Source organism: Bradyrhizobium sp. NAS96.2, assembly GCF_001908235.1.
GTDB lineage: Bacteria > Pseudomonadota > Alphaproteobacteria > Rhizobiales > Xanthobacteraceae > Bradyrhizobium.
On sequence record NZ_LGHK01000050.1, the window covers coordinates 23,419 to 41,975 of the forward strand.

26 protein-coding genes and 1 tRNA gene are annotated in these 18,557 nt (G+C 64.2%); 11 read left to right on the forward strand and 16 right to left on the reverse strand.

Annotated features, from left to right (window positions below; all coding sequences use genetic code 11):
- The first annotated feature begins 109 nt into the window (after positions 1–109).
- The 7 genes from AC628_RS13100 (at position 110) to AC628_RS13130 (ending at position 3,421) form a co-directional block, all read left to right on the forward strand.
- Positions 110–184: transfer RNA gene (locus AC628_RS13100), tRNA-Thr, on the forward strand.
- A 91-nt stretch (positions 185–275) separates the two neighbouring features.
- Positions 276–662: a DUF5658 family protein gene (locus AC628_RS13105; RefSeq protein WP_245321158.1), complete on the forward strand. Its 387-nt coding sequence runs from the start codon at positions 276–278 to the stop codon at positions 660–662.
- 198 nt (positions 663–860) lie between these two features.
- The gene (locus tag AC628_RS13110) at positions 861–1,043 is read left to right on the forward strand and encodes a hypothetical protein (protein WP_074127226.1); all 183 of its coding nucleotides are present in this window, start codon (positions 861–863) and stop codon (positions 1,041–1,043) included.
- A 653-nt stretch (positions 1,044–1,696) separates the two neighbouring features.
- A complete protein-coding gene (locus AC628_RS13115) occupies positions 1,697–1,885 on the forward strand; it encodes a hypothetical protein (protein ID WP_074127227.1) in 189 nt (62 codons plus the stop codon).
- A gap of 53 nt (positions 1,886–1,938) precedes the next feature.
- On the forward strand, positions 1,939–2,121 hold the full coding sequence (locus AC628_RS13120; RefSeq protein ID WP_074127228.1) for a hypothetical protein: 183 nt from the start codon (positions 1,939–1,941) through the stop codon (positions 2,119–2,121).
- Between the two features lie 380 nt (positions 2,122–2,501).
- Positions 2,502–2,720 carry a hypothetical protein gene (locus tag AC628_RS13125; RefSeq protein ID WP_074127229.1) on the forward strand — a complete coding sequence of 73 codons (219 nt, stop codon included), beginning with the start codon at positions 2,502–2,504 and terminating at the stop codon, positions 2,718–2,720.
- Between the two features lie 134 nt (positions 2,721–2,854).
- Positions 2,855–3,421, forward strand: a complete 567-nt coding sequence (locus AC628_RS13130) for a hypothetical protein (RefSeq protein ID WP_074127230.1) — start codon at positions 2,855–2,857, stop codon at positions 3,419–3,421.
- A gap of 32 nt (positions 3,422–3,453) precedes the next feature.
- Here AC628_RS13130 and AC628_RS45285 read toward each other — a convergent pair whose 3' ends face one another.
- Together AC628_RS45285 and AC628_RS13135 are read right to left on the reverse strand one after the other, a co-directional pair.
- The gene (locus tag AC628_RS45285; RefSeq protein WP_245321159.1) at positions 3,454–3,708 is read right to left on the reverse strand and encodes a hypothetical protein; all 255 of its coding nucleotides are present in this window, start codon (positions 3,706–3,708) and stop codon (positions 3,454–3,456) included.
- A complete protein-coding gene (locus AC628_RS13135; RefSeq protein ID WP_245321160.1) occupies positions 3,705–4,607 on the reverse strand; it encodes a DUF2652 domain-containing protein in 903 nt (300 codons plus the stop codon). The genes AC628_RS45285 and AC628_RS13135 overlap by 4 nt, the downstream gene beginning before the upstream one ends.
- A 255-nt stretch (positions 4,608–4,862) precedes the next feature.
- Here AC628_RS13135 and AC628_RS13140 point away from each other — a divergent pair, with 255 nt between their 5' ends.
- The gene (locus AC628_RS13140) at positions 4,863–5,264 is read left to right on the forward strand and encodes a muconolactone Delta-isomerase family protein (RefSeq protein WP_074127231.1); all 402 of its coding nucleotides are present in this window, start codon (positions 4,863–4,865) and stop codon (positions 5,262–5,264) included.
- 18 nt (positions 5,265–5,282) lie between these two features.
- Here AC628_RS13140 and AC628_RS13145 read toward each other — a convergent pair whose 3' ends face one another.
- Both AC628_RS13145 and AC628_RS13150 read right to left on the reverse strand, forming a co-directional pair.
- Positions 5,283–6,131, reverse strand: coding sequence for an alpha/beta fold hydrolase (locus AC628_RS13145; RefSeq protein WP_074127232.1), 849 nt, complete (start codon positions 6,129–6,131; stop codon positions 5,283–5,285).
- Positions 6,128–6,496, reverse strand: coding sequence for a hypothetical protein (locus AC628_RS13150; protein WP_074127233.1), 369 nt, complete (start codon positions 6,494–6,496; stop codon positions 6,128–6,130). The genes AC628_RS13145 and AC628_RS13150 overlap by 4 nt, the downstream gene beginning before the upstream one ends.
- A gap of 494 nt (positions 6,497–6,990) precedes the next feature.
- Between AC628_RS13150 and AC628_RS13155 the strand changes: the two genes are divergently transcribed.
- The gene (locus AC628_RS13155) at positions 6,991–7,242 is read left to right on the forward strand and encodes a hypothetical protein (RefSeq protein WP_074127234.1); all 252 of its coding nucleotides are present in this window, start codon (positions 6,991–6,993) and stop codon (positions 7,240–7,242) included.
- 64 nt (positions 7,243–7,306) lie between these two features.
- On the opposite strand, the gene AC628_RS13160 is transcribed toward AC628_RS13155, so the two are convergent.
- The 4 genes from AC628_RS13160 to AC628_RS13175 form a co-directional block, all read right to left on the reverse strand.
- Entirely contained in the window at positions 7,307–7,546 is a 240-nt protein-coding gene (locus AC628_RS13160) for a DUF6719 family protein (RefSeq protein WP_074127235.1), read from the reverse strand.
- A gap of 184 nt (positions 7,547–7,730) precedes the next feature.
- Positions 7,731–8,450 carry an outer membrane protein gene (locus AC628_RS13165; RefSeq protein WP_074127236.1) on the reverse strand — a complete coding sequence of 240 codons (720 nt, stop codon included), beginning with the start codon at positions 8,448–8,450 and terminating at the stop codon, positions 7,731–7,733.
- A gap of 357 nt (positions 8,451–8,807) precedes the next feature.
- Positions 8,808–9,248, reverse strand: a complete 441-nt coding sequence (locus AC628_RS13170; RefSeq protein ID WP_245321161.1) for a hypothetical protein — start codon at positions 9,246–9,248, stop codon at positions 8,808–8,810.
- Between the two features lie 353 nt (positions 9,249–9,601).
- The gene (locus AC628_RS13175; RefSeq protein ID WP_074127249.1) at positions 9,602–9,937 is read right to left on the reverse strand and encodes a hypothetical protein; all 336 of its coding nucleotides are present in this window, start codon (positions 9,935–9,937) and stop codon (positions 9,602–9,604) included.
- A gap of 289 nt (positions 9,938–10,226) precedes the next feature.
- Between AC628_RS13175 and AC628_RS13180 the strand changes: the two genes are divergently transcribed.
- Complete coding sequence (locus AC628_RS13180) at positions 10,227–10,772, forward strand: tetratricopeptide repeat protein (protein WP_074127237.1); 546 nt, start codon at positions 10,227–10,229, stop codon at positions 10,770–10,772.
- A 97-nt stretch (positions 10,773–10,869) separates the two neighbouring features.
- Here the strand turns inward: AC628_RS13180 and AC628_RS13185 are convergent, their stop codons facing one another.
- Positions 10,870–11,142, reverse strand: a complete 273-nt coding sequence (locus AC628_RS13185; protein ID WP_074127238.1) for a hypothetical protein — start codon at positions 11,140–11,142, stop codon at positions 10,870–10,872.
- Positions 11,143–11,311: 169 nt separating this feature from the next.
- Here AC628_RS13185 and AC628_RS13190 point away from each other — a divergent pair, with 169 nt between their 5' ends.
- The gene (locus AC628_RS13190) at positions 11,312–11,536 is read left to right on the forward strand and encodes a GDCCVxC domain-containing (seleno)protein (RefSeq protein WP_074127239.1); all 225 of its coding nucleotides are present in this window, start codon (positions 11,312–11,314) and stop codon (positions 11,534–11,536) included.
- Positions 11,537–11,596: 60 nt separating this feature from the next.
- Here AC628_RS13190 and AC628_RS13195 read toward each other — a convergent pair whose 3' ends face one another.
- From AC628_RS13195 to AC628_RS13225, 7 genes are all read right to left on the reverse strand, one after another.
- Positions 11,597–11,899 (reverse strand): copper-binding protein, encoded by a 303-nt coding sequence (locus AC628_RS13195; protein ID WP_074127240.1) that lies wholly within the window; start codon positions 11,897–11,899, stop codon positions 11,597–11,599.
- Between the two features lie 29 nt (positions 11,900–11,928).
- The gene (locus AC628_RS13200; RefSeq protein ID WP_074127241.1) at positions 11,929–12,390 is read right to left on the reverse strand and encodes a cupredoxin domain-containing protein; all 462 of its coding nucleotides are present in this window, start codon (positions 12,388–12,390) and stop codon (positions 11,929–11,931) included.
- A 34-nt stretch (positions 12,391–12,424) separates the two neighbouring features.
- Positions 12,425–15,592 (reverse strand): efflux RND transporter permease subunit, encoded by a 3,168-nt coding sequence (locus AC628_RS13205; protein ID WP_074127242.1) that lies wholly within the window; start codon positions 15,590–15,592, stop codon positions 12,425–12,427.
- Positions 15,589–17,052, reverse strand: coding sequence for an efflux RND transporter periplasmic adaptor subunit (locus AC628_RS13210; RefSeq protein ID WP_074127243.1), 1,464 nt, complete (start codon positions 17,050–17,052; stop codon positions 15,589–15,591). Before AC628_RS13210 ends, AC628_RS13205 begins: the two co-directional genes overlap by 4 nt.
- A complete protein-coding gene (locus tag AC628_RS13215) occupies positions 17,049–17,450 on the reverse strand; it encodes a FixH family protein (RefSeq protein WP_074127244.1) in 402 nt (133 codons plus the stop codon). Before AC628_RS13215 ends, AC628_RS13210 begins: the two co-directional genes overlap by 4 nt.
- Before the next feature lie 102 nt (positions 17,451–17,552).
- Positions 17,553–17,999 carry a hypothetical protein gene (locus AC628_RS13220; protein WP_074127245.1) on the reverse strand — a complete coding sequence of 149 codons (447 nt, stop codon included), beginning with the start codon at positions 17,997–17,999 and terminating at the stop codon, positions 17,553–17,555.
- 77 nt (positions 18,000–18,076) lie between these two features.
- A partial coding sequence (locus AC628_RS13225; RefSeq protein ID WP_143201579.1) for a molybdopterin cofactor-binding domain-containing protein occupies positions 18,077–18,557 on the reverse strand: 481 nt, incomplete at its 5' end.

Genomic DNA, 18,557 nt, shown 5'->3' on the forward strand with positions numbered 1-18,557 from the left:
CGCCTGCCGGTGGGGGTGAAAGGGGCCGTCGGCCTCCCGGGTTGTGGCCCCCAGGTTCTGGCTCTGGCCCGCCAAGTCTGCTATGCGAGCGCGCAAATCATTCCATGTCGCCGGCTTAGCTCAGCGGTAGAGCAGCAGTTTTGTAAACTGAAGGTCGGGGGTTCAATCCCCTCAGCCGGCACCAGCCCTCCCTGCTGGCCCACCGCACGCCGCCTAACGCCCGGTTTGCAGCGCGATCTCGAAGACTTGCCGTTGGACAACCAGGTCGCGGAGGCTTGCGCTCGCTGAAAACATTCCGCAAAATTGTTGGAACAACGAGCCACACGCGGATTTCGGGCGGGTACCGGATGACGGAAAAGCAGTTGCGGGCGAGAACATCTTTGCTGAAAGCAATGCTATTGGTCTCAGCCCTGCTGATGGGCTACTCGGATCTCATCACCACCAACGAGATATTGCAGCGCGGAATGGGTGAACTGAACCCGATCATGCGGTTCACTCAGGAGTGGATGGGTGAATGGTGGCTGATTGCCAAGCTGGGCTTGACCTATCTCGTGATGTGGATGCTGTGGCGCGGCAAGAGCGAACGCCAGATGGCCTATGTGGTCGCCTTCATCGCAACGCCCGTCTACAACAATCTGATCATCCTCGCGGGCTCCAACTAAGCCGGCCTGCGCTTCCACGCCGGTAACGCCGCCTGGGCCCCGTCGCCGGCGCTCTCCATGTTGCGCCTGGTACATCCTATTGATGTTTCGAAACATGTTCGGCAGGCCCGGCCGCGGGTTAGCGTTGGACAAGACGCCCGAACTCGCCCTACCCTCGGTCTATTGCGAAAATGGAGGCTGCCAGGCGCGGTTCTGACGATGGACTGGTCGTACTATCTCGTGGGCGCGGCTGTTGTCCTGCTGCTCCTCGCCTATCGTCTGCATGGCGGGCTGTTCAGGAAGGATTCGCTGCAGGACGAGAGGCTGAATCGGCTGATCGATGAACGCATCGAGCGCATGGACCTGAAGCGCGAGAAAAAATACGACCCGCCCCAGTCATGAAGACTGGGCGGCGATACCTCGTCGCGTGGATCTTCAGTCCACCGAGATGGACCGCCGACCACGGCAGCCCCGCCAGCTCGCGGGAGAGTACGGCAGCTCCGCGGGCGGGGACGAGAGCTTTAACGCTGGTGGTGCGCTGGCCGCAGCTTGGTTCTTCGATGCTGCTGCCGACGCAGTCCGCTGCTGCAGATCTCGCGATGATCCCGTGAATGCAGACCGTCCTGCTGTGGATGTTGCCTTCAAACCGAAATGCCTGGGCATCGAGTCCTCCATCCAGATTTTTTGCGGCTCACGCCGAGTGTCGTCCCCAGGAGCAATCCGAACACGCACTTGCTACTCAATCAAAGCGCTTCGCTTGATTCCCCACAAGCACGGAGAGAGCCGTACTATTCCGGTCCACGGCCGCCGCTTCACATCATTGATCGCGCTGCTACGCACCGGCATTCATCCGTCTCACTGTCTGCCGAACGGCAACAGCGATCGCGCCTGCCAAGCAGGTAACCGGGCCAGTGGTTGGGCGAACAACAGCACCCGCAGCACTGCGCCTTGGCAGGAATCGTGGGATCATCCCCGTAGCTTCACCCATCCCTCGTCTTGCTTCTGTCCTTGCAGCCCAAAACGGAGTATGCAGAATGTCGGATGGGACTCAGCCAATGACCTATTTGATCCTTGCCCGGGATGGCACCAGCCAAATCGTGCTGAAGCGCGACAGCGAAGATGCGGCCGAGAAGAAGGCACGCGAGCTGAAGGAGATGGGCTGGTTCGAGGTCGAGGTCCGCGAGGACAAAGCGGGGAACGCGGTCGCGACCGCGCTGACCGGACGCCCCCAGACCCTTCAATGACGCCTTGATGAACCTTTGCCGGATGGCCCTTACACATGTGTGAGGAGCCCACCATGTCCGACACAGCACATTACCGCTTCCAGTCCGATCAGGCGCGACGGCTGGCCCGCCAGGTCACCGACGCCACGGTGCGCGAAAAGCTGCTCGAAATGGCCGAGGAGTATGGCCGCTACGCCGACCTGATCGAGGCCCGGAGCGCCGAACCGGCGCCCGTCGAAGCAGTGACCACCCACTAAGGCTGGCCGAACCCCGCTCACGTATCGCGGCCAGGAAATTCACACGCAAGGGACACGGTTGGAAGCTCTCGACGGCATCCTCTTTCTGCTCGGATCGATCTTGGGCCTGCCGATCCGGCGATTTGGCCGATGGCTGGATCGGCAACCGCATCGCGACCCGTCGCAGATATCGACCCTTCACAAGATCGGCCGCCTGGCGCTTGCCGGGGGCCATCACCGCCGCGATCCTGGTGCGGCTCGCCTGGCTCATTCTCTGATTGGGACGCCGCCAGGCATTCAGGTCGGCCCCTGAGGCACTTTCTCAAGCCGCGTCCAAACCGCGCGAAAACGCCTTGAGGATTTGTTCGGAACATTATGCGCCCTCAGGCGATTTTCCCCGCATGAGGCTACGCGAGGCCAACCGCAATTTACTGCTTCTGGGCAGCTTCACGCTGCTCAGCGTGGCCGCTGCCGGCATCGTCGCCCTGCTCGATCCGGCACCCGCGCCGGCCAACACCGCGCCCCGGTCCGCTGCGAATCAAGCGCCGGCTGATCGTCCGATGCCGGTCCGGATCGTCGGTACCCCGTTCGTCCCGAACACCAATCCCCGCCAGCGCTGACGGTCCTCCCGCCCCGGGAATGTCACAATTATGTCACCGCACCTGTGAAACAGGCGTCTTCGTCAACCATCATGATGGCCGGCGCTTGATTCCGCGCGGTTGCTTTGCTGGAATCCGCGCGCTCAAGGTGCGCCATGAAGTGGATGAAAGAACGCGATCTCCTGATCGCGCAGACAATGGCCTTCGTACAGTCGGTGAAGGGCAAGCTGCCCGACGCCGAGGTGCCGGCGTCTGCGCAGCGGACCGCCGCGACGCCCGCCCCGCAGCCGGCCTCGACCGAGGCAGCCTTCGAGGCAGCATTGGAGGCAGCCTTGGAGACAAAGGCCCCTCTGGAGACAAAGGCCGCCTTGGAGAGCAAGGTTGCGCCGGAGATCGAGCCTGCGGCCGAGGCCCCAAGGGAGGCCCCAAGGGTCGTCATGCCACCCCCGCTTCCAGTGCCGACCGTGCTCGAGGGCCTGCCCTCCGCTCCGTCGCCCTTGGCGGTGACGGTCGTCGAGGTCCCACCGCCGGAGCAGCCGCCGCATTTCCCAAAACTCGACATCCGCGGCGACTTCGGGTCCGAGGTGCGGGAACGGGTTGCCAATTTCCGAGCGCAGCAGCAACGCTTCCTGAAGGAGCGCGAGGAATACTGCACCACGACCATGGCCAAGGTCCGCGCCGCGATCCGCGACAACAGCGAACTGCCACGCTCCGGTAAATAACCGGCGCCCTTCTCCGAACTGTTTGTCGGCTCTCAGCCCTGCGCGCCCGACTTCACCGGCTCGGTCAGGAAGCGTCCGCCCGATTGCGTCAGCGCCGGCTCTTCCACCGCGAGAGCAGGCTGCTGCCCTTCCAGCATCGATCGCAGGCCGGCCACCGCCTGGGTCATGCGTTCGGCGAATTTGGCCGCAGCGCCATCGAGGAACGCCTTGTCCTTCGGCTTCGGCTTCGCGATGCGCAGTTCGAAACGCGACGTTCCGTTTGGGCCGTCCAGAACGGCCCGGGTCATGATAATCCGCGGCGCTCCGGGCACCGGCAACGTGATGCCGACCGTGAAGTAATCGACCGGTCGCCAATCGAGCGTTTCCTCGACGTTGGTATGATTGCCGTGCGCGCAATGATTTTTGGTGCCGATACCACGTCGCCCCTTGCCTGACTCCTCGATGATGTCGTCGGCGTCCCACCATTTCCGCCATTGCCCGGCACGGTGATGAATTCCCACACCGTCTGCCGCGGCGCTGCGATGTCGAATTCCAGGATCGCGTAGGCGTCTTCGCGCGTCACCTCCATCCGCGTTTGCGCATCATCGTGCTGCCACGCGGCTTCGAGATCGCGGACCCACAACGTCACATCGCCGATGACGTCGATGGTTTCCTGGTGCGGGACGAGACCTTGCGCCACCGGATCGACGCCCATGGCGCGGATCGCCGCATCGCTGTAGAGCGCGTAGGCGTGTCCGCCGACCTTCTCGCTCACCGTGTTCTTGAGCAGCCGGTGGACCAGGATGACATCGCGGCCGGCGAGCTCTTCCCTGCCGCCCATCTTCTGCTTCACCATCTCGCCGTGATGGACGACGAACTTGAAATCGAGATCGCCCATCGCAACGCAGGCCTTGCACTCGCACGTCGAGGCCTGGCGAACGTCGCGCAAGCGCCGGCGAAACTTGAAATAGGCGCCCTCGATCGCGTCCTGCAGCAGCGAGCCGTCGATCGTCCCGGTCGAGTAGACGAATGCGGCGTCGCCCTCGAACTTGGCGAGGCGAAACGGCGGGCGCAGCCCCTTGACCACCGCGTCCATGAAATCGGCGATGATATCCTGTGCATGGTCGAGTTCGACCGCGGCGAGGAAGTTGGTGTAGCCGGAAATATCGGCAATCGCGAAATATGCCGCTTCAGCTTTCGGAAGCATCAAAACCTCCAGCGCAACCGGTTCACGCCATACGCGTGGATGCGCAGTTGTCATATCCCGCCACGCGGTCGAGGGCCACGATTATCGTTGCTTTCCGATGCCGGACGCGCTGGATTCCGGCCTCGCACAGGCCTGTCCGGTCGAACCTGTCAAGATCACGGCGTAGCGCTTCAAGCCTGATCCGGCTGGCTTGCGGGCGATGCGCTGCCAACGGGTTCACCCGATCGCCTGAGCGACACACAGAGGGGAAACAACATGAAATTGGCTTCTGCCGCCGCATTGGCAGTTGTTGGCTGCCTTGTCGGCTTCAATTCCGCAAACGCGCAGGGAGTCGCCATGAAAACGACGCCGACGACAAAAATTCTCGCGATCGGGACCATCAATCCCGGTTTCGACCAATCGCAGGTGCGCGCTGTCCTGCCGGAGGAAGTTCGCGAAACCGTCGAGCTCTACCTCGATGGCAAGATCGAGCAGTGGTACTCGCTCCAGGGAAGGCCTGGCGTCGCCTTCATCATCAACGTCACCGATCCGGCCGTCGCGCACGAGATGCTCGAAAAGCTGCCTTTGGGCAAAGCTCATATGATGAGCTTCGAACTGATCCCGATTGGCCCGCTCAACCCGCTTCGCTTTTTGCAGGGTATGCAGTCGAAACCATGAACAGGCGGCGCCAGCGCTCTAGCGTCCGCCGATCTTCTCCAGCACCGGCAGCAGATGCTGCAAGAACTCGCCTGGATTTTCGCTCATCGGGAAATGGCCGAGGCCTTTCATGATGGTGGCCTCGCAGCCGGCAATGCTATTCGCCACCGCCAGCGTCTCCGCCGGCGTGCAGGAATAATCGTACTCGCCTGACAGCAGGAACAGCGGGCAGCGCCTGGTGTCGATCTCGGCGACGCGGGCGCGGATGTCGCCGTCGATCTTGTAGAAATAGAGGTCGCCCTTGAACACGCCGGGCCCGCCCTGCATGTAGTGCCACAGCGTCTCCCACCTCTCGCTGTCGGGCGCGTCGGGCCCAACGAGGCCGGAGACGATGGCGGCTGCGACCTCGCCGCCATGCACGTCGGGCCGGTGCAGGAAATTCAGGTCGTAATAGGGATCGACATGCGCGCCGGCCTGCAGGCCGATGATGGCGCGGAAGCGTTCGGGATGCTCGAGCGCGAGGTGCAGTGCGATCCGGCCGCCGATCGAGCAGCCGATCACGATCGGCTTGTCGAGTTCGAGCGCGTCGATCACGGCGAGGATCATCGCTGTGTATTGCGTCGAGGTGAGCTGGTACTCCTCGTCGTGCCAGCCTTGCGGCGGCGACGACTTGCCGTGCCAGGGCATGTCGAAGGCGATGACGCGATGGTTGCGGGTGACGCGCGGATCGTTCATCAGGCCGCGATATTGCCGCCCGTCGGCGCCTGCGGTGTGCAGGCAGAGCAGCGGCGTGCCCTCGCCCGCCTCCTCGACATAGACGCGGTGCGCCCGGCCGGACAGCTCGAGATGCATGTAGCGGCCGATGATCGGCTCGAATTTGGCGCTCATGCGGCGGCTCCCTCGCGGCGCAGCTTGCCGAGCGCTTCCTTGAAGTAGCGCAGGTTCGCCATGAAGATCTGCAGCTCGCCCTCGGCCTTCAGCACGCGGCGCTTGATCAGCGCCATCAGGTCGTTCGAGCCGGGCGGCGGCCTCAGCTCGCAGAACCTGTCCCACTCCTCGTCCGAGGTGCGCAGCGCGAACGAGGACGACGGCATCACGAACGGCCCCTGGGTCACCGCGACGATCCGGCCCTCATGGATCGCGATCAGCCAGGCGGTCTTGCCGATCTCGAGCAGGAATGTCGTGGTGAGATAGCGGCCGCGCCGCACCAGGCCGGCGTCGCCGTTGACCCGTTCCTTCAGCATCTCGATCATATCGGCTCCATCCCGCTGAGCGGCCCGTCCGCGCAGACCGCAGCGGGCACTTGTTCTGCCGGCAATGATGGAAGGAATGGCTGAGCCGTCAATCGCTACAGGCGTGGCGCGGCCACGGCGTTTTCGCTGGGCGCGCCAATCGGTTCGCGTGAACAAGAAGCTAGAGCCAGGACCAGACCAGCGCCACGTTCGCGGCGCAGGCCGCGAGCAGCGCAACCGCAAGCGCGAGGTGCACGCGTTCGTAGGGGGACTGGTGGATCGCTCTCATGGGTCGGAGCATCCGGCGATTCTACCCGGAGAGTCCCGGGGATTCTTTTTTCCCGAGTTTACGACCCGTTAAGGACTCAAGGCTCTCCGACGAAAGGGCCGAAATGACCCATATTTTCAGATGCTTGCCGTATATCCGAGCTCACGGTTCCGTGATTGGAACGAGGTGATCTTCCCCGAAACCCGGGGCGGCCATTGGCGTTGTCGGGGGATTGGGGAAACGACGAATGCCATACGCGCTGTTCTATCAAGACGCCAAGCTAAGCAAGGCGTATCCGACCGAGGCCGACGTCTGGAAGCTCGCCAGGAAATCCGGGCTGGTGGTGGATGCCATCTCGGAAGAGAAAAAGGCCTCGCCGCGCCCGGTGCTGGACAATGACTACGAGATCCGGCCCTGCCAGCTCGAGCCGAACGAGGACCCGGTCAAGAACAAGGCCGATGCCGATCGCGAAGCGCGGCAGGAGCCGCGGCTGAACTAACGGATGGCAGATCGCCCGGTGCGCATGGGCGAACCGGGTGCTGGTGCGATGGTCGCGTTGCCCCCTACGGCGTCGCGGTTGCCAGCGAGGCCTGTTCGGCGGCGAGCGACACGCAGATCTTCCGCCGATGCAGGCCCCGGATCGCGCCCGTCACCTTGAGCACCTTGCCGGCCGAGCAGGACGAGTCCTGCACGAACACGACCTCGTAAGGCGCGAGCGCCAAGGGTTCGGATTTGAGGATGGTCTGGGCAAAGCACGGCACGGAGACCGCAGAGAGGATCAGCCCTAACGCAAAGCTACGCATGTTTGTTTGTCCACCAGCCCGGCGATCGCATAATAACGGATCACGATGAAAGTTCCGTGCAATGCAGGAATTATTTTTTGCATTGCACGATCAGGCGTGAACACCGGCTGAATGGGCAGGCGTGGGGCAGCAAAAAAGGCCGACCCGAAGGCCGGCCTTTGATCTCGCTGCAACGAAACCGCGATCAGTAGCGGGAGCCCACCGGACCGCCCCAGCCGAAGCGGTAGTTGACCCCGACCTTGACGGTATGCTCGTCGTTCCGGAAGCTTGTACCGACGAGGTCGGCCGGGCCGCTGGTGAAGTTGGACTTGCCGAAATTGTAGTACTGGTATTCGGCCTTCGCCGACCAGTTCGGGGCGAACATGTATTCGAGGCCGGCACCCACCGTGTAGCCGTCCTTGTGGCCGCCATCGGTGGTGAAGGCCGCCGGCACGCCACCGACCGTCGCCGTGATGTTGTTGTTGTCGCGCCAGGCATAACCGCCCTTGGCGTAGAGCAGCGCCGGACCCCAGGTGTAGCCAAGGCGGCCGGTCACTGAGCCGAGCTGGTCGGTATTCCCGGTCACCAGCGTCCCGCCCGGGAGCAGCACGCCATTGTTGTTCGAGGAGCTGGGCAGCCAGGAGTACTGCGCCTCGACGCCCATCACCCAGTTCGGCGCGAACTGATAGTCGAAGCCGCCCTGCACGCCACCCATGAAGCGCGCATCGCTGCCCATCAGGTTGGTGCCGTCGGTGAACGCGCCGCCGACATGGCCGCCGATATAGAAACCGGTCCAGTTGTAGACGAGCGCCGGTGCGGTATAGGGCGGCGGAGCCTTGGTATAGGTGCGAGCCGGCATGTCAGCCGCAAATGCCGGGCCCGCAAGGGCGGCCAGCGCGACTGTGCCGAGCAAAAACTTCTTCATTTCTGATCCCCGTTACTAACGCTGCGCTGTTAAGCCAAACAACGTGACGCCAATTAGGTTGCTTTGGGGCAATGCCGGACCCGTGATGTTTCCGAGCTGTAACGGGGTCGCAACACCGCCCGTTTGTTCCTTGGCACAGAAGGTTTTTTCGCCGGTTAAGCAGCCGTATTTCGGCTGTATGTAGGTCGCAAACGGCTAAGGTGAAGTTCAGCGCTCCCCGAAAAGTGATCGGAGTTCGCTAACGTTTCGATCAGGGCTGCGACAAGCCGCCGCGCGCGATGGCGTGGGCATGATCTCCGCGCAAACGCTACGCGTTTGTCGCGAGGGAAAACCGCTTCGCACTTTTCCGGATCATGCCTAGCGCGACATTTTTTCCAGATCCGGAAAGGCCGCGTAGGACGCGCCGGCGCAGGGCTCGGCGGCGTTGTCGAGGATGCGGTCGAGCCGGCCGTCGACGAACATGACGCCGCGCTCGCGCGCCAGGCGGTAATTGCCGTCGGTATCCTTGGCGCTGTAGCGCAGGCAGACCACGTAGCGCAGCCGGCCGCCGACCGTGCGCTGCACCGGCTCGGCGATCCCGGCCTCGCGGACCCCGACCGGATTGTTCAGATAGGTCCGCATGAAGGCCACGATCTGCTCGCGGTAGCGGTCCGGAAACGGCTGGTTGGCAACGCCGCGATCGTCGGTGAACGTGGTCGAACCGCCGCCGTCATCGCTGGTGAGACAGCCGGCGAGCGGCATCGAGAGCAGCAGGATCGCCGCCAGTTGTGATGAAGTCCGCAAAGTCAGCTGTTTCATGTTGCCCCGGCCGCGTCTACTAGCGCGTTTTCGAGCGAAGTGGCTACCGGTTCGCGTGAAGAAAACGCGTCAAAACAAAAATCCAAGCTCCCGTTCCGATTCCTATCGGAACGGGGGCTCTGGACCGCCGGGGGCGGCGGAAGTGAATTCGCAACTGGGTTATTTCCGCGCCAGCCGCCGATCGGAAGCCTGGACGCACTCCGGCCCGCCGCCATTGGGGAAGCAATGGACGGACGGGCCGGTTCTGGATCCCTGCGCAAAGGCTTTGCCTTTGTCGCTGAGGGCGCAGCGGGGCAATGTGGAGCGAACTACGCCCTCAGGATCAGATTCGAGATCAGTTCAGCCGTGCTCGATCAGCCGCGCTTGGCCGGCACGACGTGCTTGGTCGCGACCTTGGCGTGAACGTGCTTGGTCGCGTGCTTCGGCGCCTTCACCTTCAGCATGCCCATGTGCTTGTGGTGGCGGTGATGGCCATAGTGCTTGTGGTGCATCTTGGCGTTGGCATTGCGCACCTTCGACGGGACCTGCTCGCTCTTGATGACGGGGGCGGCCTTGGTCGCCGGGGCAGTCGTCGCCGGAGCGGTGGTGGTCGCCGGCGCGGGGGTTGCGGTCTTGCCGGTTTCGGCGGCGAGCGCGGGCGCTGCGATCACGGACATGGCGAGCAGCGCGGCGGAAATCGTCTTCAACATGGTGGTCCTCCTCTTCGGGATCGAGAGGTCTCCGGCCGGATGGTCGGCCTCACCGATCAATGCACGTGACCTTAGGGGCCGCGCACTGAACCCGTTCTGAAGGACATGGACGGAATTCATTCATGTGAATGACATCTTGGTCATGTTGCCCGCCCTTGTTGCCCGCCCTCGCAGGCCTCACGCAATCGTGGGATCGGCCGGGAATGTTCTGCACCCTTGGGTGTTCAAGTCAGCAGGCTTGGGTGTAGGATTACCGAGCACGATCAGGAACGATCAGGAGCAACCAGGAATGAGCAAGACGACGAAGTTTCTAGGCCTCGCAGTGCTCTCGATGACGCTCGCCGCCGGGCCGGTCATCTCGGCCTACGCCGCAGGTGGCGACAATCCCTCGCCGCCGGCGTCCGACAGCGGCAGCAAGGGCAAGAAGGCGAAGAAGGACAAGAGCTCCGCGATCGACGATCAGAAGTTCCTGGCCGGCTACCACGCCGCCTATGCCACGATCTACGACAAGCACGACTATACCGCCGCGATCGAGCAGCTGAAGGCGCTCGGCCAGGACGACCGCGCCGACGTCGCCAATTTGATCGGCTACTCCTATCGCAAGCTCGGCGACTACAGGGTTTCGCAGATCTGGTACGAGCGCGCGCTGAAGGCAGATCCGGCCCATGTGCGCACCTGGCAGTATTACGGCCTCTGGCAGGTCGAGCAGGGCAACCGCGATCAGGCGCAGTACCATCTGAACCGCATCGCCCAGCTCGCCGGCACCAACAGCGATGAATATCGCTCGCTCGCCGCGGCGCTGGAGAAGCCCCCGGGCACTGGCCTGGTTTACTGAGCGGGCCTGCCGTCCAACATGAGCCGGCGTGGTCGTAACGACTGCGCCGGCTTTTTGCTGCGCCGTAGAATGAGTGGAGCCAACGAGCCTTGGCCTATTACGGGTAGTGCTCGAGGCGCCGGTCGGGCTTTTGCGGACGGCTCGCGCCGACCGTGTTGCCGTCTTCTCCAGGCTTTGCCGGACGCACAGCCTTCTCGATCGGCGAGCCGCTGTCGCCGGTCTTCTTGCTGGTGTTCAGCGCCTGGCCGGTGGTGGTCACATTGGCGGCTTGCCCGGCTCCCGCCGAGCCGGCCGACGGGCCGGAGCTCTGCGCCAACACGGTTCCCGACAGCGCCAATGCCACCATCAGTATTGCCGCGTTGACTGTCATGGAGGGGGCCTTCTGCACACGAATGATGCACAGCAACGCGCCAGAGCCGATCGCGTTCCAATGCCGCCGATCGCCGATGCGGTAGAGTTAACATCATCGAAGGCGGCCGCTTTCGCCGGCGGCCTTCCTCGTCCTTGTGGTCGCAAGGCGCAGAGCTTACGAAGGCAACATGCAACTCGTCTCCACCCTGACCTGCCCGGCTTGCGGCTTCGCCAAGGCCGAGACCATGCCGACCGACGCCTGCCAGTTCTTCTACGACTGCGCGGGCTGCGGCACCCGCCTCAAGCCGAAGGCCGGCGATTGCTGCGTGTTCTGCTCCTACGGCTCGGTGCCCTGCCCTCCGGTCCGGGCGGACGGAAAATGCTGCGGCGATGCCGCATGCGGCGGCCAATGAGCACCTGACCATGCGGTGCGATCGACCGGCATCGCGCGCGCCGCGACGCCGGTCATCGTCTCACTTCGCCTTCTGGATCGCCGTGACGGTGTAGCCGCCGTCGCCCTCCTGGGCTTCGAACCTGACCTTGTCACCGACCTTCACCTGCTTGAGCAGCGCGGGATCCTTGACCCGGTAGACCATCGTCATCGGCTCCTCCATGCCGAGGCTCTTGGCCGGGCCATGCTTGAGCGTGATCTTGCCCGCGCCCTCGTCGATCTTCTTGACCTCGCCATTGATATCAGCGGCCTGCGCGAACGCCGCGCCAAATGTCAGCGCCAAGGCGAGCGTGACCGCGCCTGCCGTTCTGGTGATCCCATTCATCGTCGTTGTCCTTTCGTTCATTGTTGATTTCATTTCACGATGACGCGGCCGGTCATCCCGTAGTCGCGGTGATCGGGGATCATGCAGGAATATTCGAACGTTCCGGGCTTGGTGAACTTCCAGACGATCTCGGCGCTCTTCTTCGGCGCGAGACGGACGCCGTTCGGATCGTCATGCTCCATATGCGGATGCTTCTTCATCACCTCTGCATGCTTCAAATTCTCTGCGGTGGTCGCGAGCAGGAATTCATGATCCTCGGTGCCGGCATTCCTGATCACGAAGCGGATCTGTTCGCCGCGCTTGACCTCGATGCGGAACGGCGTGAACTCCATCTCCTTCATCTCGACCTCGACGGTGCGCGACGGCTTGCTGGGATCGCCGGGCTCGCCCGCCGAATAGGTTTCGTGACCGTGCTTGTCGTGCGCGCGTGACGGCCCAGCCGCGGCCGACAGCGCAACGAGCGCGATGCAGGTTCTGGTGAAACTCTTCATTGGATTCTCCATTTCAAGAAATGCGTTGTCCCGGTCACAACTGCGGCTGCTGGCAGGCGGCGGTTGCAGCAATCTCTCGTTCCGACACCTTCGCCCTGATCTCGATGCCCTTCACGATGGCGAAGATCGCGGGGATCACGATCAGCGTCAGCAAGGTCGAGGAGATCATGCCGCCGATCATCGGCACTGCGATGCGCTGCATGATCTCGGAGCCGGTGCCGGTGCTCCACATGATCGGCAGCAGGGCGGCCATGATCGCGACCACCGTCATCATCTTCGGCCGGACGCGCTCGACCGCGCCCGCGATGATCGCGCGATGCAGATCGTCGCGGCCGAGCGTTCGCCGTTCGGCGGCACAGCGCGCTTTCGCCTCCTCCAGCGCGTGGTTGAGATAGATCAGCATCACGACGCCGGTTTCGGCGGCGACGCCGGCCAGCGCGATGAAGCCGACCGCGACCGCAACCGACAGGTTGAAGCCGAGCGCCCACATCAGCCAGAGCCCGCCGACCAGCGCGAACGGCAGCGACAGCATCACGATCATGGTCTCCGCCACCGAGCGGAAGTTGAGGTAGAGCAACAGGAAGATGATCGAGAGCGTCACCGGCACCACGATCCTGAGCCGCGCGGCGGCGCGTTCGAGATATTCGTATTGCCCGCTCCACACCAGATAAGTGCCGGGCGGAAACTGGACGGCGGCCTGTACCGCGCGCTGTGCGTCGGCGACGTAGCCGCCGAGATCGCGCTCGCGGATGTCGACATAGATGTAGGTCGCAAGCTGCCCGTTCTCGGTCCGGATCGAGCTCGGGCCGCGCGCCGGCACGACATTGGCGACCTCGCCGAGCGGCACCGCGCCGCCTGCCGGCATCGCCACCAGGATGTCGCCGGCGATCGCGCTGGGATTGTCGCGCAAATCGCGCGGATAGCGCATGTTGACGGTGAAGCGCTGCCGCCCCTCGACCGTCGTGGTCACGCTCTGACCGCCGAGCGCGGTGGCGATCGTGTCCTGCACGTCCTGCACCGCGATGCCGTAACGCGCCAGCGCCTCGCGGTTCGGGATGATCTCGAGATAGTAGCCGCCGAGGCCGCGCTCGGCATAGGCCGACGACGTTCCCGGCACGGTCTTGAGCACCTGCTCGACCTGGCGCGCGAGCTTGTCGATCGTGCCAAGATCGGGGCCGATCACCTTGACACCGACAGGGGTGCGGATGCCGGTCGACAGCATGTCGATGCGCGCCTTGATCGGCATCGTCCAGGCGTTGGAGACGCCGGGGAATTGCAGCGCCTTGTCCATCTCGGCGATCAGGCCGTCGAGGGTGACGCCCTTGCGCCATTCCTGCTTCGGCCTGAGGTTGACGACGGTCTCGAACATCTCCGACGGCGCCGGATCGGTCGCGGTGGCGGCGCGGCCGGCCTTGCCATAGACCGAGGCGACCTCCGGAAAGCTCTTGATGATGCGGTTCTGGGTCTGCATCAGCTCGGATGCCTTGGTCACCGAGATGCCCGGCAGCGTGGTCGGCATATAGAGCAGCGTGCCCTCGTTGAGATCGGGCATGAACTCGGTGCCGAGCTGCCGCGCCGGCCAGACCGTCACGGCGAGCGCGGCGAGCGCCAGCAGGATCACCAGCGTCTTGGCCCGCAACACGCCGTTGATGACCGGACGGTAGATCCAGATTAGCAAGCGGTTGATCGGGTTCTTGTGCTCGGGAATGATCCTGCCGCGCACGAAGATCACCATCAGCGCCGGCACCAGCGTCACCGACAGCAGCGCCGCCGCCGCCATCGCAAACGTCTTGGTGAAGGCGAGCGGCGAGAACAGCCGCCCCTCCTGCGATTCCAGCGTGAAGATCGGCATGAACGACACGGTGATGATCAGCAGGCTGAAGAACAGCGCCGGCCCCACTTCGGCCGCAGCCTCGATCAGGATCGCGACCCGCGACCGGCCGGGCTCGGCGCGCTCCAGGTGCTTGTGCGCGTTCTCGATCATCACGATCGCCGCATCGATCATGGCGCCGATCGCGATCGCGATGCCGCCGAGGCTCATGATGTTGGAGCCGATCCCGAAAAACTTCATCGCGCCGAACGCCATCAGCACGCCGACCGGCAGCATCAGGATCGCTACCAGCGCGCTGCGCACATGCAGCAGGAACACAATGCAGACCAGCGCGACCACCACGCTCTCCTCGAACAGCGTGCGCTTCAGCGTCTCGATCGCCGCATAGATCAGGTTGGACCGGTCATAGACCGGCACGATCTCGACCGATTTCGGCAGGCTGGTCGCGATCTCCCTGAACCGCTTCTTGACGTTCTCGATCACGTCGAGCGCATTCATGCCGAAGCGCTGCAGCACGATGCCACTGGCCACCTCACCCTCGCCGTTCAGCTCGGCGATGCCGCGCCGCTCATCGGGGCCGAGCTCGACGCGGGCAACGTCGCGCAGCAGCACCGGCGTGCCGTTGTCGGTCTTCAGCACGACATTGCCGAGGTCGTTGATGTCTTTCAGATAGCCCTTGCCGCGGATGACGTATTCGAATTCGGAGAGCTCGACGGTGCGGCCGCCGACATCGGCATTGCTGGCGCGGATCGCATCGCGCATCCGCTGCATGGTGACGCCGCGGTCGCGCATCCGTTGCGGATCGAGGATCACATTGTATTGCTTGACGAAGCCGCCGACGCTTGCGACCTCGGCGACGCCTTCGGCCTTGGCCAGCGCGAATTTCAGATTCCAGTCCTGGATCGTTCTGGTGTCGGCGAGATTGAGCTGCTTCGACATCACGGCATATTGGTAGACCCAGCCGACGCCGGTCGCGTCGGGACCGATGGTCGGCGACACGCCGGCCGGCAGCCGCGACGCCGCGCTGTTGAGGAATTCGAGCACACGCGAGCGCGCCCAGTAGATGTCGGTGCCGTCCTCGAAGATGACATAGACGAAGGACACGCCGAAGAACGAGAAGCCGCGCACGACCTTCGACTTCGGCACCGTCAGCATCGCCGTGGTCAAGGGATAGGTGACCTGGTCCTCGATCACCTGCGGCGCCTGCCCTGGATACTCGGTGTAGACGATGACCTGGGTGTCCGAGAGATCGGGGATCGCGTCCAGTGGCAGGTGCAACAACGCATAGAGACCTGCTGCCGCCGCGAAGCCGGTGCCGAACAGCACCAGCAGCAGATTGCGTGCCGACCAGGCGATGACGCGGGCAATCATGGCTTGCCTCCATCCATCATCGCGCCCTCGCCCGCCGCCGGCTTCGCGCCGGCCTCGGCAAAGCCCTTGATCGCCGCCTTTAGATTGCTCTCGGCGTCGATCAGGAAAGTGGCTGAGGTAACGATCGCATCGCCCTCGGCGATGCCGTCGCGGATTTCGACATAGCCGTCGCCGCGCCGTCCGAGTTTCACCTCGCGCGGCTCGAACCGTCCGTTGCCGCGGTCGAGCAGCACTGTCTGTCGGCTGCCGGTATCGAGGATGGAGTTGTCGGCCACTGACAGCACCGGCGCCGCGCTGCCGGTGTCGATCTCGGCGTCGACATACATGTCGGGCAACAGCGCGAGATCGGCATTCGCCAGGTCGATCCGCACCCGCGCGGTGCGCGTCTCCTTGTTGACGTGCGGATAGATCACGCTGATCTGGCCCGCAAAATTGCGGCCGGGATAGCTGCGCGCCCGCACCGTGACCGTTTGCCCGACCACGATATTGCCGAGGTCGCGTTCGGCGACATCGACCAGCGCCCACACCACAGAGACATCGGCGATCCGGAACAGCACGTCGCCCGGCTGCGCGCGCATGCCCTCGATCGCGGCCCGTTGCAGCACGATGCCGTCGCGCGGCGACGACCACGGAATGGCGATCGGAACGGTGCGGCTCTTCTCCATGTCGGCAATGACGGCATCGGGAACGTCGAGATTGGTCAGCCGCTGCTTGGAGCCTCGCCCGTAGGGCTCGATACCCGCGGTCGCCTTCGACGTGATGGTCGCGACATATTCGGCCGCGGCGGACGATATCGCCGGGCTATAGACCTCCATCAGCGGCTGCCCTTTTGTCACCCGGCTGCCGGTCGTGACGTCGGCGACCTTCTGCACATAGCTCTCGGCGCGCATCGCGATGACGGAGACGCGGCGTTCGTCAAGCTGGATCGTGCCGGGCGCGCGGACCAGGGTGCGGATGCGGCGCATCTGCGCGGCTTCGGACTTCACGCCGCTGCGCTGGATCTTGCCGGGTGACAGCGTGATCGAACCATCGTCGCTGTCGTCGCCGTCATAGACGGGAATGTAATCCATCCCCATCGAGTCCTTCTTCGGCACCGGCGAGGTGTCGGCAAGCCCCATCGGATTGCGATAATATTTGACCTTGCGCTCGCTCTTCGCGGCCGCGGACTTCGCGTTCGCCGGCTGTTCGGGCTCGCCGGATTGCGCATCGCTGTCCGGGAACACCGGCAGATAGTCGCGCCCGTCGGCCGTCTGCTTCGGCGTCGCCGAGTAGAGCGGCTTGCCGTCGGGATCGCGGTAATAGATCGGCGCAGTCGTCTCCGCCGCCTGCACGGCAGAGACGATGGCAGCGGTCGAGGGGCGCGGCGGCAAACCGCGGGCGGTCCATGCGACGGCTGCCGCTGCCGCGATCGCAGCAGCAGCGCCAGCCCATATCAAGGGCCTCGTTGCTCGGCGGCTCATTGCTCGGCCGTGACGACGAGCTTGTTCTCGACCGAGCCGGTCTCGCCCTGCACCTTGGCGCCGAGCGACAATTGCCAGCGGCCGGCCATGCCGAAGGTCGCCTTGAACCGGTAGGTGCCGGGCTCGGTGCCCGGCATCGGCGTCACCTTGGTGGCCATCTCCTGCATGCCGTCGGGCGCCATGTCGAGCCGGGTCGAGAAGATGACCGCGTCGGAGACGGATTTTCCGGTGCTCTTGTCGACCAGCCGAACCGTGACGATACGATCGGCCCCGGCCTTGACGGTCGGCTGCACCAGCTGGAATTCGTAGTTCTTGATCTCGGCGTGGGCGGGCACATGGGTCAGGGCAACGCCGATCAACGCGGCCACAGCGGCGCGCGCGAGGTGGAAAGACTTCATGGGTATGATTCCTCGATACGTCTGATGAACCGCGTGAGCGGCATGCAGCGACACGCGCGCTATCGGACGCGCGCGTCAGCGATCAGGCGCTTTCAGCGCCTGTCAGACGTTGGTTCGAGGCGGATGATCCGGAGGCTTGGCGCCGAGTCCGTCGAGCAGACGGTCGTCGCCCGCCGCAAAGACGTTTTGCGACGGCTCGCGCGCGATCAGCGACATCGCGCCGCCGGGCGCCGGCAGCGAGACGCTGAGGATGCACAGCGCAAGGAACGGACAATCGTCGCAACCCTTGCTCTTGGTCTGGTCCGGACAGCACGGCATGTTGTCCGCCATCGCCTGCCCCGACATGGCTTCGTCGGACATGGCCATGTCGGACATTGCGTGGCCGGACATTGCGTGGTCCGACATGGCCTGATGGTCAGACATCGCCTGCATCGTGGCGGCCGATGCATCGGGCATCATCCGGGCAAACGCCGGCGCCACGGGCGCGAGCAACAGCCCGGCCGCGACGAACAGCAGAATCCAGAGATTGACGAGCCGCCTCACATGCATGCCCGCTTGTCGCACGGATCAGCGGAACCTGCAAATCCGTGCGACTTCACGATCGCGCCAGTGGTGCCGCTGCCGCCTCACGCCTGCTTCAACACCGCCGGATCGACCGGCATCTTGCGCAGCCGTTTTCCCGTCGCCGCGAAGATCGCATTGCTGATCGCAGGCACGATTCCCGAGGTCCCGGTCTCGCCCATGCCGCCGGGCGGCTCGGTGCTCGGTACGATATGGACCTCGATGGCCGGGGCCTGATCGATGCGCAGCATCTGGTAGCTATCGAAATTGGTCTGCTCGACGCGACCGTCCTTCAGCGTGATCTCGCCGTAGAGCGCGGCGGTGACGCCGAAATTGATGCCGCTCTGCAGCTGCGCCTGCACCGTGTCGGGATTGACGACGGTCCCGCAATCCATCGCGCAGACCACGCGATGGACGCGGACCGAACCGTCCTTGGCGACCTCGACCTCGGCAATCTGCGCAAGGTAGCTGCCGAACACGAACTGCAGCGACACGCCGCGTCCGCGCCCCGCAGGCAGCTTGCCGCCCCAGCCCGCCTTGGCCGCC

What these genes read in the sequence shown, in the direction of transcription:
- AC628_RS13125 (WP_074127229.1), top strand. Translation starts at nt 2,502, where the DNA reads ATGAGGCTACGCGAGGCCAACCGCAATTTACTGCTTCTGGGCAGCTTC.
- AC628_RS13180 (WP_074127237.1), top strand. Translation starts at nt 10,227, where the DNA reads ATGAGCAAGACGACGAAGTTTCTAGGCCTCGCAGTGCTCTCGATGACG.
- AC628_RS13110 (WP_074127226.1), top strand. Translation starts at nt 861, where the DNA reads ATGGACTGGTCGTACTATCTCGTGGGCGCGGCTGTTGTCCTGCTGCTC.
- AC628_RS13145 (WP_074127232.1), bottom strand. Translation starts at nt 6,131, where the DNA reads ATGAGCGCCAAATTCGAGCCGATCATCGGCCGCTACATGCATCTCGAG.
- AC628_RS13205 (WP_074127242.1), bottom strand. Translation starts at nt 15,592, where the DNA reads ATGATTGCCCGCGTCATCGCCTGGTCGGCACGCAATCTGCTGCTGGTG.
- AC628_RS13220 (WP_074127245.1), bottom strand. Translation starts at nt 17,999, where the DNA reads ATGCATGTGAGGCGGCTCGTCAATCTCTGGATTCTGCTGTTCGTCGCG.
- AC628_RS13160 (WP_074127235.1), bottom strand. Translation starts at nt 7,546, where the DNA reads ATGCGTAGCTTTGCGTTAGGGCTGATCCTCTCTGCGGTCTCCGTGCCG.
- AC628_RS13210 (WP_074127243.1), bottom strand. Translation starts at nt 17,052, where the DNA reads ATGAGCCGCCGAGCAACGAGGCCCTTGATATGGGCTGGCGCTGCTGCT.
- AC628_RS13175 (WP_074127249.1), bottom strand. Translation starts at nt 9,937, where the DNA reads ATGTTGAAGACGATTTCCGCCGCGCTGCTCGCCATGTCCGTGATCGCA.
- AC628_RS13195 (WP_074127240.1), bottom strand. Translation starts at nt 11,899, where the DNA reads ATGAATGGGATCACCAGAACGGCAGGCGCGGTCACGCTCGCCTTGGCG.
- AC628_RS13120 (WP_074127228.1), top strand. Translation starts at nt 1,939, where the DNA reads ATGTCCGACACAGCACATTACCGCTTCCAGTCCGATCAGGCGCGACGG.
- AC628_RS13130 (WP_074127230.1), top strand. Translation starts at nt 2,855, where the DNA reads ATGAAGTGGATGAAAGAACGCGATCTCCTGATCGCGCAGACAATGGCC.
- AC628_RS13170 (WP_245321161.1), bottom strand. Translation starts at nt 9,248, where the DNA reads ATGAAACAGCTGACTTTGCGGACTTCATCACAACTGGCGGCGATCCTG.
- AC628_RS13135 (WP_245321160.1), bottom strand. Translation starts at nt 4,607, where the DNA reads ATGCTTCCGAAAGCTGAAGCGGCATATTTCGCGATTGCCGATATTTCC.
- AC628_RS13115 (WP_074127227.1), top strand. Translation starts at nt 1,697, where the DNA reads ATGACCTATTTGATCCTTGCCCGGGATGGCACCAGCCAAATCGTGCTG.
- AC628_RS13155 (WP_074127234.1), top strand. Translation starts at nt 6,991, where the DNA reads ATGCCATACGCGCTGTTCTATCAAGACGCCAAGCTAAGCAAGGCGTAT.
- AC628_RS13165 (WP_074127236.1), bottom strand. Translation starts at nt 8,450, where the DNA reads ATGAAGAAGTTTTTGCTCGGCACAGTCGCGCTGGCCGCCCTTGCGGGC.
- AC628_RS13200 (WP_074127241.1), bottom strand. Translation starts at nt 12,390, where the DNA reads ATGAAGAGTTTCACCAGAACCTGCATCGCGCTCGTTGCGCTGTCGGCC.
- AC628_RS13185 (WP_074127238.1), bottom strand. Translation starts at nt 11,142, where the DNA reads ATGACAGTCAACGCGGCAATACTGATGGTGGCATTGGCGCTGTCGGGA.
- AC628_RS13215 (WP_074127244.1), bottom strand. Translation starts at nt 17,450, where the DNA reads ATGAAGTCTTTCCACCTCGCGCGCGCCGCTGTGGCCGCGTTGATCGGC.
- AC628_RS45285 (WP_245321159.1), bottom strand. Translation starts at nt 3,708, where the DNA reads ATGACCCGGGCCGTTCTGGACGGCCCAAACGGAACGTCGCGTTTCGAA.
- AC628_RS13140 (WP_074127231.1), top strand. Translation starts at nt 4,863, where the DNA reads ATGAAATTGGCTTCTGCCGCCGCATTGGCAGTTGTTGGCTGCCTTGTC.
- AC628_RS13190 (WP_074127239.1), top strand. Translation starts at nt 11,312, where the DNA reads ATGCAACTCGTCTCCACCCTGACCTGCCCGGCTTGCGGCTTCGCCAAG.
- AC628_RS13150 (WP_074127233.1), bottom strand. Translation starts at nt 6,496, where the DNA reads ATGATCGAGATGCTGAAGGAACGGGTCAACGGCGACGCCGGCCTGGTG.